This window comes from Natronocella acetinitrilica (genome assembly GCF_024170285.1).
GTDB classification, from domain to species: Bacteria; Pseudomonadota; Gammaproteobacteria; order Nitrococcales; family Aquisalimonadaceae; genus Natronocella; species Natronocella acetinitrilica.
In genome coordinates, this window is sequence record NZ_JALJXV010000003.1 from 438515 (window position 1) to 451378 (window position 12864).

Genomic DNA, 12864 nt, shown 5'->3' on the forward strand with positions numbered 1-12864 from the left:
ATGATTAATTGAAGTTATATTAAAGCAGGAGATGCGGCATGGGCGGACTGAAGACATCGGGACGGCGGTGCGGAGAGGGCTGGGGCGGGATCCGAACCATCGGGCTCGCGGCACTGGCAGCACTGGCACTGCTCCCAGCCGCCCAGGCGGCTGCCTTCACCATCAGCGCGACGACCAACCAGACCAACGGGCTGTCGGTCACGATGTACGGCTGCCCATCGAGCGTACAAAACGGCAGCCTGAGGGCGTTGATCACAAGCTCAGATGGACCCGGCACGGCAACCGCAAACCAGTCGCAGCGGTTTCAGTGCGTCTCCGGAGGTTCGGGGAACCCGCTCGTGCTTGGCCCTTACACAACGCTGCCTGCAGGTGAGACGATTTCCATCCAGGCGCAGTATCGGGAGCTGACCGGGTTCAACATGTTTGGGGCCCCCCAGTACAGCAACTGGATGAATCTCGGCAGCACGGCCCAGGGCTTTATCCCCATCCGCCCCGAGACGCCTGTAAACGTGACCGCCACCACCAACCGCACGGGAGACATCCAGATCAGCTGGAGTGCCGTCAGTGACGCAGACCGGATCGCCGTGCAGCGGGCGCTCGCCGGCAACAACTTCAATAATGTGGCGACGTTCAACCTCTCGGGCGGCGCGACCGCCTACACCGACACCACAGCCAATGCGGGCAGTGAGTATGAGTATCGCGTGCAGGCCCGGCGGGTGAACGCAACGCCAAGCGGCAACCTGACACTCTGGTCGAGCTTCAGCGCACCGGAGACGGGCTACCGCCTGGTCACACCGGCAGCACCTGCGACGATCAGCGCGAGCACGGATCGCACCGATGCGATCGAGATCAGCTGGAGTGCTGTCAGCAGCGCGACGCACTACCAGCTCCAGCGCCGCTCACCGGGCGGGAGCTGGTCGAACCGGGGCACCGAGCTCACCGCGACCACGCTCACCGAGGCGGTGCCAGCCGGTGAGGTCTTTGAGTATCAGGTGCGCGCGCGCAACGCAAACGACGGCTATGGCTGGCGCAACTCCGCCTACCAGGGCCTTGCCTCCGGCTACCGCCTGCTCACGCCCGGGGCGCCGTCGAGCGTGACCGCCACTACCGACCGGCAGGATGCAATCCTCATCACCTGGGGGGCCGGGAGCAACGCCGATCGCTACCAGATTGAGCGCAATACCGGCAGTGGCTGGGAGAGCATTGCCCAGAACGTCCTGGAGACCGGCTTCATGGACACCGGGATCGACACGGGGGCGAGCGCAAGCTACCGCGTGCGCGCACAGACCCTGAACGGCCCCTATGACACACAGAACTCCGCCTGGGTGCAGGCACAGGGTGAGGGCTACCGCCTGCTGCCAGAGCCGGCGGCGGTCACCGCGCTGCTCGCGAGTGATGGCGAGGTGCGCCAGACGAGCATCAGTTGGTCGGCGGTGAGCGCGGCGACGCGCTACCGTGTGCGCGTCACAGGCCCAGGGGACTTCTCCCAGACACAGACCACCACGGAGACGGCGCTCACGGTTGGCGCGATGGCCGATGGGACGACCTACACGGTCGAGGTGCGCGCGGAGAATGACGATCACGTCTCCACCTGGTCGACCACCACGGCCACCACGCGTGCGCTGCCAGGGGCACCGGCTGATCTCAATGCGACACGCAACACCGACGCCGACGCGGTGCGCCTCACCTGGTCGGCCGCCGGCGAGGCCGAAAGCTACGCGGTGCTCCGCTCGGGCAGCGAGAGCCTTGCCGAGGCAAGCGTGGTCGCGAGCGTCGGCAGCGCGCAGACGCACTACGATGACACCAGCGCCGCGCCAGGCGCGAGCTACTGGTACTGGGTGCGCGCAGACAACGCGGCCGGCACCGGCGGCGTCTCCGCAGGCGCCGAGGGCATCCGCCTTGCCATCGCACCACCACCGGCTGATCTCGCAGCCGGCGATGGCGAGTCGCCCGACCACGTCACGCTCAGCTGGAGCGCGGTCGCCCTTGCCGCAGGCTATGAGATCCGCCGCGACGGCAGCGTCATCGCAACCGTCCCCCAGGCGGGCTACCAGGACACGGGCGCCACCCCGGGCGTTGCCCACAACTACACCGTCGCCTCGGTCAACGCCGCCGGCACCAGCGAGCCCTCCGCCGCGGTGACAGGCCTGCGCCTGATCGCCCCCGATCAGCCGCAGTCGCTCAGTGCGAGCACCGGGCGCGCCGATGGCATCCACGTCACCTGGGAGAGCGTTGCGCTCGCAAGCCGCTACGACCTCTACCGCAACGGCGCGTTCCTGACCGCACTGATCGACACCGCCTACCTCGACACCGACCCCGCGCCGGGCGAGATCGCCACCTATACGGTGCGTGCGGTGAACGCCGCCGGTGCCAGCCAGGCGAGCGGGAGTGCGACCGGGCAGCGCGCGGCGAGCGGCTACCTGTTCCGCTCGGGCGTGTCGGGGCTCGGGCGCTAGGGCCGCCCGTGTCGGGAGACTGGTGCAGGGGCGCCAGGCGCTCCCGCGCCCGCACACACCCCGGCAACCGGCAGGGTGACGCCAGCGTGCGGTGCAGGTACGCCTTTGCGGGCAACCGCGCATGCGCTACTCTCGACGAGCACCGAGGCAGCAGGCAGGGGAGCCCACCGTGAAGAACCCACAACGACAACAGCCAACCACCGTCCTGGCGCTGCTACTCAGTGCGCTGCTGCTGACACTCGGCACGCCGGTTGCCGCCGACGAGCGCGGGGCGGCAAACCGCCTGCTGGTCGAGGCGACGCGGCTCTTCGAGCGCGCCGAGCGCGCTGAGGCGGCCGAGCGCTTCGCGCTGCTGCGCGACGCCCGCGAGAACCTCGAGCGTATCCAGGAGGATTACCCGGAGACGGATCTGGCGGTGCAGATCTCAACGCGCCAGCCAGTCGGCGGCTTCGACCCGTCCGAGGTCTACCGCCGCTACGATCGCGCCTTCGCCACCACCTGCCTCGCTGCGCCCGAGGCCGCCTGCCTGGAGCCCCTGGCCCGGGAGGTGGGCGCGCTCAGCGCCGAGCGCGACGCGGCGCTCGAGCGCGCACGCACGGCGGAGGCGGCAGTCGAGAGCGCCGAGAAGGCGCGGGAGAACCTTGAGCTACTGAGTGGAATCAGGGGTCTCCGAATCACGCGCCTGGAGGCACTGAACGAGGCGCTGAGCGAGCGGGACCGCCGCCACAGAGAGGCAAGCGCGCGCGCCGATGCGCGCCTGGCAGACAAGAGCGCGGAGATCGACGAACTCTCGCGCCAGCTAAGCCCCGTGCCGATCGAGGGGGTCGACCCCATGCGCGCCCACCACGAAGCGCTGGCCGAGCGCCTCGCGACGCGCCTCGACGGGGAGGCGGCACCACGACAGCTTGGCGATCGCATTATTCTCCAGAGCGACGCCCTCTTCGGGGCGGCCTCGGCGACACTCGCACCCGGCGCGCGCGAGCGCCTTGACCACGTGGCGGAGGCGCTGAGCGAGACCATCGCCGAGATCCCCGAGGCCGCCAACTGGCTAGTGGAGGTCGCGGGACACACCGATGCGCGCCCGATCGCAACCGAGCGCTTCCCCTCCAACTGGGAGCTCTCCGGCGCCCGGGCACTCGCGGTCACCACCTACCTTGTCGAGCAGGGCGTGGCCGGCACGCATCTCGCCGCCGTCGGCCGCGCCGAGTTCGAACCCCTCGAGGAGGGGCGGGGGGCGGCAGCGTACCAGGCCAATCGCCGCATCGAGCTTCGGCTAGTCGCGCGCTAGACGGGCAGGGCGCCTGTCTGGCCTCACCTACCTGGTCTGACCAGCAGGCGCGGGCCGCCGCAGCCTTGCACAATAATTTGTGGGCATTTAAATCAGACGGTATCATGGACGAACTGGCGGGGTACGGCGCTATACTTGCGTCGGGCGCTGCCCCGTAGGCCACCAGGAGAGATCATGCTGCTCTACCACTACACCTCGACGCTCCACCTGCCACTCATTCTGAAATCGCGGGTGATCAGCACCACCCACAACGCGCTCCACCCCACCGATCAGCTGGGCGAGCCGGTGGTCTGGCTGACCGCGAGTGACGTGTTCGAGGCACAGCTCTGGGCTGCCGGCATCCTCGACAAGACCGCGATCCGCCTGTCGATCGAAATCCCCCGCGCGCATGTTCAGCCCTGGCAGGACTTCGCCCGGGCGCAGGGCGCTGACCCCGTCTGGCTTGCGGTACTCGCCGAGGTCGGCGGTGGCGACAGCGACTGGTATGTCTCCACCCGTCCGATCGACTGGTCGGCCGTGGTCGCCGTCGATGCGCGCGAAAACGGCGGCTACCAGGCGCTTCGCGCCGCCGGACTCGCCGCCATGCTGAATGAGGCCGATTGACTTTATTTAATTTAAATGCTATTATTTATGCACTGATCGGACCGACGAGGGGCTGCCGATGAAAGGCTATCTGGTTCGCCTGAAGGATGCGCCGCAGGAGATCAAGCCGACCGTGGGTGTCTTCTGGGCCGAGAGCCCGGAGGCGCTCTGGGAGCTTGTCGAGCAGCAGCTCGACCCGGCGCTCTGTGTCTACTGCGAGATCCGCCGCGGCGGGCTCTTCTTCTCCGCCCGCGAGATCCGCGGGCCGCGCGGGGAGTACGTGGATCTGCGCATCGACTCGGTCGAACCCGAGATGGGCACGCTCGACTACATCGGTGACTGGGCAGGACTTGTCGAGTTCAGTGAGCTTGCCGAGCACCGCCCCGCGGCCATCGATCAGCGCATCCACCACCCCGCCGACGGTGAGCCGCGCTGACAGCGTTTGACCCGCTACCGGAATTCACACATAATTATATACTGACAATTAATTATGGAGACTCCGGTGACACGCTCAGGACTTCAGGCGGCGCTCCTCGCCGCGACGCTGCTGGCAACCTCCGGGGCCGCCGCCATTGACCTGTCGAGCACGCTTGAAGTGGACGCCTCCGGGCGCTTCCCGGTGCAGGTCGATCGCGGCGATCTCGACACCGCCGTCGCCGAGGCGATCCGCGCCGCCGGTCATGCGCGCATCATCGATGCGCGAAGCGGCCTGCGCATCACCCTGCAGGTGCGCGGCAACGGCGAGGTGATCGCACTCGGCATGCAGGGCGTGATCGAGCACGAGGGTCGCGAGGCGACCACCATTCACTGCGTCCACCAGGATACCGCGCTCCTTGAGGCGCCGCGGGCAAGTGCCGTGGTGGCAGCGCTTGCGAACTTCGCCACCACGCTCGCCGCGGACGCCGCACGCTGCCTCGGGAGGACCTCATGAGCGGCGAGGGCGAGGGGGCGAAAAAGCCCCGCGGCGAGGCGATGCACCGCATGATCGACTCCGGTGACGCGCTCTCACTCGCGCAACTCCAGCAGGGCGAGGCGCAGCCCGACTTTCGCCATGCCCGCGAGACGCTCGCGAGCTTCAGCCTCGACACCGTGCCGGGCGCGCTCCTTGCCTGCCTGGCCCGCCCGGTGGAGCAGTTCTACCTGCCCACCATGGTGCGCATCGAGGAGCCGAAACTCGTCGCCCCGCGGAGCGGGCGCATCTACGCCACCAGCTACATCGAGATCGAGGGGCGGCTTGTCACCGAGGAGCTCTACCGCGCCTACTTCAACCGCACCGAGTTCGGCCTGGTCGGCGCCCACGAGGTCTTCCTGGTCGAGATCTTCGAGAACCAGGGCCGGGCGGCCCGCCCGCACTACACCCAGGTCGGCTGGGCGGTCATGACCCGCCGCCAGTACCAGGCCTATCTCGAGCACCTCCTCGGCCATTGAGGGATACCGGAAAGACACGGAGCGGGCGTCTTTCAGCTTGACAAGTTTATTTATTTATCATATAATAAATAGGCTTAAATCAGGAGGGCTCCCACATGGTCTCACAGCACCACGGTTCTGTCAGTCGCAAGCTCGCCGCCCTGGGTGGCACCGCCCTCGGGGCGGGCTTCACCTATGTTGCCTACCCGCTCATGGCGGAGGCCGACAAGCACGCTCCGGCCGCCATCGAGGGCAGCATCCAGGCGTCGATCCCGATGCCGCTGCTCGTCCTCGCGCTGTCGCTTTTCACGGTGCCGTTCCTGATTCCGCTGATCTGGAACGCGGTGCGTGACCCCGGCTCGCGCTCGCGCCTGCTGTTGGCGGTGGCAGGGCTTGTCAGCCTGGTGCTCTGCACGGCCTATGCACTGATGGGGCTCTCCGCACCGGGGATCACCCCACAGAACTCGACCGATCTCTACTACCCGATGGTCGCCTTCGGCGCCCTGCCGCTCGCCCTGCTGCTGCTGCGTGAGCGTGCCGAGCGAAAGCCCCTTGGTGCACTCGCCCGGGGGCGGCAGCGGCAACTGCGGCGGCGGAGAAGCCGCTAGGGGCCGCAGACTGCGGGGGCGAGCGCGCCCCCGCAACCACAAATCGGCAGCAGGGCAGTATTCCGGTTAAAATATTTTTGATATAATAAAGCATCAACGGCTGCCCCTGGCAGCCGTCAGCATCCACGCGAGCCGCACAGGCGCGGCCAGCAACCAACAAGCTAACGAGAGAGATCGCATCCATGGCACAGGAACAGCGCAGCGAGCAGGCCACCACCGAGGTCACACAGATCGGCTTCCAGGCCGCCTCGGTCGATATCTGGGAGAAGAAGTATCGCCTCTCCACCAAGTCCGGCGAGGCGGTGGACGCCACCATCGAGGAGACCTACCGCCGCGTTGCGCGGGCACTTGCCGATATCGAGGCCGAGGACGTGCGCGAGCACTGGTATGAGCGCTTCCTGTGGGCGATGCGCAACGGCGCGATCCCCGCCGGGCGGATTATCTCAAACGCCGGCGCGCAGGCCTACAAGCCGGCCACCAGCACCATCAACTGCACGGTCTCCGGAACGCTGCACGACTCCATGGACGGCATCCTCCAGGCCGTGCACAAGGCGGGGCTTACGCTGAAAAGCGGCTGTGGAATCGGCTATGAGCACTCGACCCTGCGCCCGAAGGGCGGTTTTGTCTCCGGTGCCGGCGCCTACACCTCCGGCCCGCTCTCCTTCATGGATATCTTCGATCGCATGTGCTTCACCGTGTCCTCCGCCGGTGGCCGCCGCGGCGCGCAGATGGGCACCTTCGATGTCGGCCACCCGGACGTCTTTGATTTCATCCGCGCCAAGCGCGAGAACGGCCGGCTTCGCCAGTTCAACCTCTCGCTCCTGATCACCGACGCCTTCATGGAAGCGGTGAAGGCCGACACCGACTGGCCGCTCTCCTTCCCGGTCACCGCCCGCGAGGTCGAGGAAGACGGCATTGATCTCAATGATCCGAGCCAGGTGCTCTACCGCGAGTGGCCGACCACCGAGGACTACATCACCAACGCCGATGGCGAGGTGGCCTGCCGTATTCACAAGGTGGTGAAGGCACGGCGCGTGTGGGACATGATCATGGCCTCCACCTACGATTACGCCGAGCCAGGCTTCCTGCTGATCGACCGCTACAACGAGCTCAACAACAACTGGTTCTGCGAGAACATCCGCGCGAGCAACCCCTGCGTCACCGCCGACACCTGGGTGCACACCGACCAGGGCCCGGCCCAGGTGGCTGATCTCATCGGCGAGGGCTTCCGCGCACGGGTGGATGGCACCGACTATGCAACCGGCCCCGAGGGCTTCTTCCATACCGGCGAGAAGGCCGTACTGGAGCTCCTCACCAGCACCGGGCAGCGCCTGCGCCTCACCCCCGATCACCGCGTGCTCTGCCTGGCCGAGAATGGCGAGCGCGTGTGGGCGGCCGCACAGGATCTCAAGCCCGGCGACCAGGTGGTGCTGCATGACCACCGCGACAACGCCAAGTGGCGCGGCCGCGGCAGCTACGAGGCCGGCTACCTGCTTGGCATGCTGAAGGGCGATGGCACGCTGAACGAGCGCCTGGGTGCGATCCTCTCCGTCTGGCAGGGGGCGGCGAAGGTGGCCAACGGGGGCAGTGTCGAGAGCGGCGTCATGGCCCACATCGAGGCGTGTGCGGCGCGCGCGCTCACCCTGCATGGCAGCCACGGCGGCTTCATGACGGTTGCCGGTCGCGGCGAGTCGCGCTTCCACTCCCGGGATCTCGCCCGAATCGCCGCTGAGTTCGGCATGACCCGCGAGAACGGCAAGTCCGTCAGCGCCGGCATCGAGCGCAGTTCCTCGCGCTTCCACGCGGGCTTCCTGCGTGGCCTCTTCGATGCCGATGGCAGCGTCCAGGGCAGCCAGCAGAAGGATGTGTCCGTGCGCCTCTCGCAGTCCGATCTGGACACGCTCGAGGCCGTGCAGCGCATGCTGCTTCGCCTTGGCATCACCTCGACGATCTACCGCGACCGTCGCGTCGCCTCGCTCACCGTGCTCCCCGACGGCAAGGGTGGTGCGCGCGAGTACCCGACGGCGGCACAGCACGAGCTCATCATCTCCGGCGAGGACCTGGTGGTCTTCGGGCAGCGCGTTGGCTTTATCGACGCCGCCAAGGCCGCGCGGCTCGATGACGCGATCCGCGCCTACCGCCGCGCCCCGAACAAAAGCCGCTTCGCCGCCCGGGTCATCGAAGTCCGCCCCGCCGGTGTTGCCGACGTCTACGACGTCCAGGTGCCGGGGCCGAACGCCTTTGATGCGAACGGCATCTACGCCCACAACTGTGGTGAGCAAGGGTTGCCCCCGAACGGCAGCTGCCTGCTCGGCTCGGTCAACCTGACGCTGTTCGTGCGCGAGCCCTTTACCGATCGCGCCCACTTCGACTGGGAGACCTACCGCGAGGTGGTGCGGGTGTTCTCGCGCATGCTCGACAACGTGGTGGAGATCAACGGCCTGCCGCTGCCCGAGCAGCGCGATGAGATCACCCGCAAGCGCCGCCACGGCATGGGCTATCTCGGCCTTGGCTCGACACTCGCCATGCTGCGCATGACCTACGGCTCCGAGGCCTCGGTCGGCTTCACCGAGGAGGCGACCCGCGAGCTCGCCGTCGCCGGCTGGGAAGCGGCACTCGAGCTTGCCCGGGAGAAGGGTCCGGCGCCGATCATGACCGAGACCTTCACCATCACCCAGGGCATGCTGAAAAAGCGTCCCGAGCTTGCCGCCGATGGCTACAAGGTCGGCGACCAGGTGCCAGGGCGCATCCTGCACGCGAAGTACTCGCGCTACATGCAGAAGATCGCAAGCGTGGCGCCGGAGCTCGTCGAGGCACTCGCCGAGGTCGGCGCGCGCTATACCCACCATAGCTCCATCGCCCCGACCGGCACGATCTCGCTGTCGCTTGCCAACAATGCGAGCAACGGCATCGAGCCCTCGTTCGCCCACCACTACTTCCGCAACGTGATCCGCGAGGGTCGCAAGGCGAAGGAGAAGGTGGATGTCTACAGCTTCGAGTCACTCGCCTACAAGGCGCTGGTGAACCCGTCCGTTGACCCGAACGCGCCGCGGGGCAGCGACAACGGCCTGCCGGCCTACTTCACCACGTCAGACGAGGTGACGCCGACACAGCACGTCGACATCCAGGCGGCCGCGCAGGCGTGGATCGACAGCTCCATCTCGAAGACGGCGAACGTCCCGACCGACTTCCCCTTCGAGGACTTCAAGGACATCTACCTCTACGCCTATGAGAGCGGGCTGAAGGGCTGCACCACCTTCCGCTTCAACCCGGAGGTCTTCCAGGGCGTGCTGGTGAAGGAGGATGACCTGAAGAACACCCGCTACAGCTTCACGCTCGAGGACGGCAGCACGGTCTCGGTGCGCGGGGATGAGGAGGTCGAGTACGACGGCGAGACGCACACCGCGGCGAATCTCTACGATGCGCTGAAGGAAGGCTACTACGGAAAGTTCTGATATTTCCGTAATCTGAAGGGTAATTCTACAGCAAAACATGAGGCCCGGAATCAGCCGGGCCTCTTATCGCTGCAGGGCGCCGGGCACTATCACCAGGAGAGAGTTCCATGACCGCATTGTTGATGAGTATCCAGGCAGGGCTTGCCGTGACGCTGTTCGCCTACCTGTTGGGCCGCAGCCGCCCGGTCGCCTTGTTGGCCGGGGCGATCGTGCTCGGCGGCTGGTGGCTCGCATTGCCAACCGTCGCCCTCTGGCATCCCGGCATGCTCCTGGCGCTAATGGTGGTGGCGATCGCCGGAAACGTGGGCCTGATAATTCATGAGGGGGGTGGTCGCAGGCGCGGTGACAGGCTGCGCTCCCTTGCGACCTACGGGCTCTGCCTGGCGGTGATCGGCATCCCGCCCGCCACCACCTGGTCGCTCTTCCACGGCCAGTCCTACCAGGGGCTCCTCGCGGTGGAGGAGGCGGAGTTCGAGCCGAGCGCCGTCCTCCTCGATCAGAGCCAGGCGCGCCTGGTCGACCAGGGCCTTGCCGATCGCGCGGCACAGGAGCTGATCGGCAACCAGCGCGGACTTGGCTCCCAGGCGCGGGTTGGCACCATGTCGATCCAGGAGGTCGACGGGCGGCTATGGTGGGTGGGTGCGCTCGAGCACCGCGGCCCGATCAAGTATCTGCTGAACACGACAACGCCTGGCTACGTGATGGTCTCGGCGAGTGACTACTCCGATCGCAGGATCATCCTCGACCGCCCGATTCGCTACGGCGCCGAGGGCTTTTACCTCAATGGCAATGTCCGCCGCCACCTGTACAACAACGGTTACTGGACAGTCGGGCTGATGGACCCCACCTTCGAGATCGATGATGCGGGTACGCCGCACTGGGTGGTCACCCGGTACCGCAACATGGTCGGCTTCAGTGGCGCGATGGCCACCGGCACGCTGATCGTCAACGCCACCACCGGGGAGATCTCCGAGCACGGCCTTGAGGACACCCCCGCCTGGGTGGATCGCATTCAGCCCGAGGCCCTCGTGCGCGAGCGCCTCGGTGACTGGGGGCGCCTTGTCCACGGCTTCTGGAACGCGCACTTCGCGCAGCGCGACGTGATCACGCCCTCGCCTGGCATGCGCCTGGTCTACACCGCCGATGGCCGTGCGGCCTGGTACACCGGGCTGCAATCGGCCGGCGGCAGCGACGAGGGCACGATGGGCTTCGCGCTGATCGACAGCCGCACCGGCGAGGCCACCTTCTACCGTCGCGCCGGCGTCACCGAGAGCGCCGCCGCGGCGGTGATCGAGGGCCAGGTGCAGGAGATGCGCTACAGCGCCACCGACCCGATCCCCTATGTGGTCCATGGCGTGCCGACCTTCATCGCCGCACTGAAGGACAGCGCCGGCAATCCCCAGGGGGTGGGCATGGTGGCCTACGATGATCGCACTCGGGTAGGGACCGGTGGCAGCCTGCGCACGGCGCTTCGCCGCTACACGGCATCGCTCGATGCCGGCCGTGGGGCGCTTGCCCTGGACGCCCGTGCCGAGCGGATCCGCTTCACCGGCACCGTGGAGCGCGCAGCGCTCGAGCAGATCGACGGCCGTGGGCTGCTCTATCTCACCATCGATGCGGTGCCAGGCCGGTATTTCACCGCCCAGGCCGAGGGCGAGCCAGCTGCGCTTCTCACCCGGGTCGGCGATCAGGTCGCGATCGAGGTGCTCCAGGGGGATCTCCCGATCATCCCGGTGATCGCTTTCGAGAACCTGAGTCTCTCGGGTGGGACACACGATGGCGCGGATACCATCGAGCCGTCCGGGCCGTAGGGCCTGGTTGGCATGCTATAATTAACTGGAAACAAATTAACCGGAGGGCTTGATCATGCCGAACGTGACCGCACCGCGCCTGCGCGCGCTTGATGCCAGTGGGCTGTTGCTTGAAGCAAGCCGCGAGGATGCCGAGCGCATGGGGGCGATGGAGGATGACGCGATGAGCGAGGCCGATGCCCTCGACGCGGCCATCGCCTATGACGAGGACGCCGAGGAGGTGCGCTGATGGCCACACGGCGTAGCGGCTCGCGCAGGAGCGGGCCGCCAAAGCAGCCCTACCATGAGCGGGTTGCCGAGCGCGTGATCGAAGCACTTGAGGCGGGCACCGCCCCCTGGGTCAAGCCCTGGAAGGCAGGTGCGGCACCAGGCCTGCCGGTCAACGCGATCACCGGCAAGCCCTACCGGGGCATGAACCAGGTGTGGCTTGGCATGATGCGCCCCGCCGAGGGCGACCCGCGCTGGTGCACCTACAAGCAGGCGGAGAGCGTCGGCGCGCAGGTGCGTCGCGGCGAGAAGGGCACGGTGATCCAGTTCTGGAAGACCCACGAGGAGCGCGCTGAGGAGGGTGCTGAGGGTGGCCGCATCCGCGTGCGACTGGAGCGCCCGCGGGTCTTCACCGCCGTGGTCTTCCACGCCTCGCAGATCGACAACCTGCCCGCGTACACGCCGCCTGGCAGCGTCGTGCCCGGCTGGCAGCGCGACGCCCATGCCGATTGGCTGATCAAGGCCTCCGGCGCGGCCATCGACCATGACCAGGGCGACCGCGCCTTCTACGCACCGCTCACTGATCGGATCCACATGCCGCCGCCGGGCGCATTTGCAAGCCGTGAGACCTACTATGCAACGCTCTTCCACGAGCTCGGGCACTGGACGGGGCATGAGAGCAGGCTGAACCGCGACATCCTCCACCCCTTCCGCTCGATCCCCTACGCCCGCGAGGAGCTGCGTGCGGAGCTCGCCTCGATGATGATGGCCGCAGAGCTCGGGCTCGCCCACGACCCGGGCAACCACCACGCCTACATCGCTTCGTGGATCGAGATGCTGCGGGATGACCCGCACGAGATCTTCCGCGCCTCCCGCGACGCCCAGGCGATCAGCGACTACATCGTCTCGCCAAAGCGCGCACTCGAGGCGGAGCAATCGGTCGCCTACGAAGGCCCGGCGGAGGTGGTTCGCACCGAGGCCGTGGCGCGCACCCCGGTCCCGGTCGCGCGGAGCGCCAGGGAGGCGGAGGGGCCGTCGTTCTAGGCGAAC

Annotated in this window: 11 protein-coding genes; all 11 read left to right on the top strand. The window is 67.4% G+C overall.

Going from position 1 to position 12864, the window contains the following annotated elements; genetic code table 11:
- Window positions 1–38 precede the first annotated feature (38 nt).
- The gene (locus tag J2T57_RS08420; RefSeq protein ID WP_253476668.1) at window positions 39–2456 is read left to right on the top strand and encodes a fibronectin type III domain-containing protein; all 2418 of its coding nucleotides are present in this window, start codon (window positions 39–41) and stop codon (window positions 2454–2456) included.
- Window positions 2457–2625: 169 nt separating this feature from the next.
- On the top strand, window positions 2626–3744 hold the full coding sequence (locus J2T57_RS22400) for an OmpA family protein (RefSeq protein WP_253476670.1): 1119 nt from the start codon (window positions 2626–2628) through the stop codon (window positions 3742–3744).
- A 174-nt stretch (window positions 3745–3918) separates the two neighbouring features.
- Window positions 3919–4347 carry a hypothetical protein gene (locus tag J2T57_RS08430; RefSeq protein ID WP_253476672.1) on the top strand — a complete coding sequence of 143 codons (429 nt, stop codon included), beginning with the start codon at window positions 3919–3921 and terminating at the stop codon, window positions 4345–4347.
- A 58-nt stretch (window positions 4348–4405) separates the two neighbouring features.
- Complete coding sequence (locus J2T57_RS08435) at window positions 4406–4762, top strand: hypothetical protein (protein ID WP_253476674.1); 357 nt, start codon at window positions 4406–4408, stop codon at window positions 4760–4762.
- Between the two features lie 66 nt (window positions 4763–4828).
- Window positions 4829–5257 (top strand): hypothetical protein, encoded by a 429-nt coding sequence (locus J2T57_RS08440; RefSeq protein WP_253476675.1) that lies wholly within the window; start codon window positions 4829–4831, stop codon window positions 5255–5257.
- Window positions 5258–5307: 50 nt separating this feature from the next.
- On the top strand, window positions 5308–5754 hold the full coding sequence (locus tag J2T57_RS08445; protein ID WP_253476677.1) for a hypothetical protein: 447 nt from the start codon (window positions 5308–5310) through the stop codon (window positions 5752–5754).
- A 95-nt stretch (window positions 5755–5849) separates the two neighbouring features.
- Entirely contained in the window at window positions 5850–6341 is a 492-nt protein-coding gene (locus J2T57_RS08450; protein ID WP_253476679.1) for a hypothetical protein, read from the top strand.
- A gap of 182 nt (window positions 6342–6523) precedes the next feature.
- The gene (locus J2T57_RS08455) at window positions 6524–9796 is read left to right on the top strand and encodes a ribonucleotide reductase barrel domain-containing protein (protein WP_253476681.1); all 3273 of its coding nucleotides are present in this window, start codon (window positions 6524–6526) and stop codon (window positions 9794–9796) included.
- A gap of 107 nt (window positions 9797–9903) precedes the next feature.
- Window positions 9904–11607, top strand: a complete 1704-nt coding sequence (locus tag J2T57_RS08460; protein ID WP_253476683.1) for a hypothetical protein — start codon at window positions 9904–9906, stop codon at window positions 11605–11607.
- 55 nt (window positions 11608–11662) lie between these two features.
- On the top strand, window positions 11663–11836 hold the full coding sequence (locus J2T57_RS08465; protein ID WP_253476685.1) for a hypothetical protein: 174 nt from the start codon (window positions 11663–11665) through the stop codon (window positions 11834–11836).
- A complete protein-coding gene (locus J2T57_RS08470) occupies window positions 11836–12858 on the top strand; it encodes an ArdC family protein (protein WP_253476688.1) in 1023 nt (340 codons plus the stop codon). The genes J2T57_RS08465 and J2T57_RS08470 overlap by 1 nt, the downstream gene beginning before the upstream one ends.
- Window positions 12859–12864 lie beyond the last annotated feature (6 nt).

What these genes read in the sequence shown, in the direction of transcription:
- J2T57_RS08420 (WP_253476668.1), top strand. Translation starts at nt 39, where the DNA reads ATGGGCGGACTGAAGACATCGGGACGGCGGTGCGGAGAGGGCTGGGGC.
- J2T57_RS08450 (WP_253476679.1), top strand. Translation starts at nt 5,850, where the DNA reads ATGGTCTCACAGCACCACGGTTCTGTCAGTCGCAAGCTCGCCGCCCTG.
- J2T57_RS08455 (WP_253476681.1), top strand. Translation starts at nt 6,524, where the DNA reads ATGGCACAGGAACAGCGCAGCGAGCAGGCCACCACCGAGGTCACACAG.
- J2T57_RS08465 (WP_253476685.1), top strand. Translation starts at nt 11,663, where the DNA reads ATGCCGAACGTGACCGCACCGCGCCTGCGCGCGCTTGATGCCAGTGGG.
- J2T57_RS08435 (WP_253476674.1), top strand. Translation starts at nt 4,406, where the DNA reads ATGAAAGGCTATCTGGTTCGCCTGAAGGATGCGCCGCAGGAGATCAAG.
- J2T57_RS08430 (WP_253476672.1), top strand. Translation starts at nt 3,919, where the DNA reads ATGCTGCTCTACCACTACACCTCGACGCTCCACCTGCCACTCATTCTG.
- J2T57_RS08460 (WP_253476683.1), top strand. Translation starts at nt 9,904, where the DNA reads ATGACCGCATTGTTGATGAGTATCCAGGCAGGGCTTGCCGTGACGCTG.
- J2T57_RS08470 (WP_253476688.1), top strand. Translation starts at nt 11,836, where the DNA reads ATGGCCACACGGCGTAGCGGCTCGCGCAGGAGCGGGCCGCCAAAGCAG.
- J2T57_RS08445 (WP_253476677.1), top strand. Translation starts at nt 5,308, where the DNA reads ATGATCGACTCCGGTGACGCGCTCTCACTCGCGCAACTCCAGCAGGGC.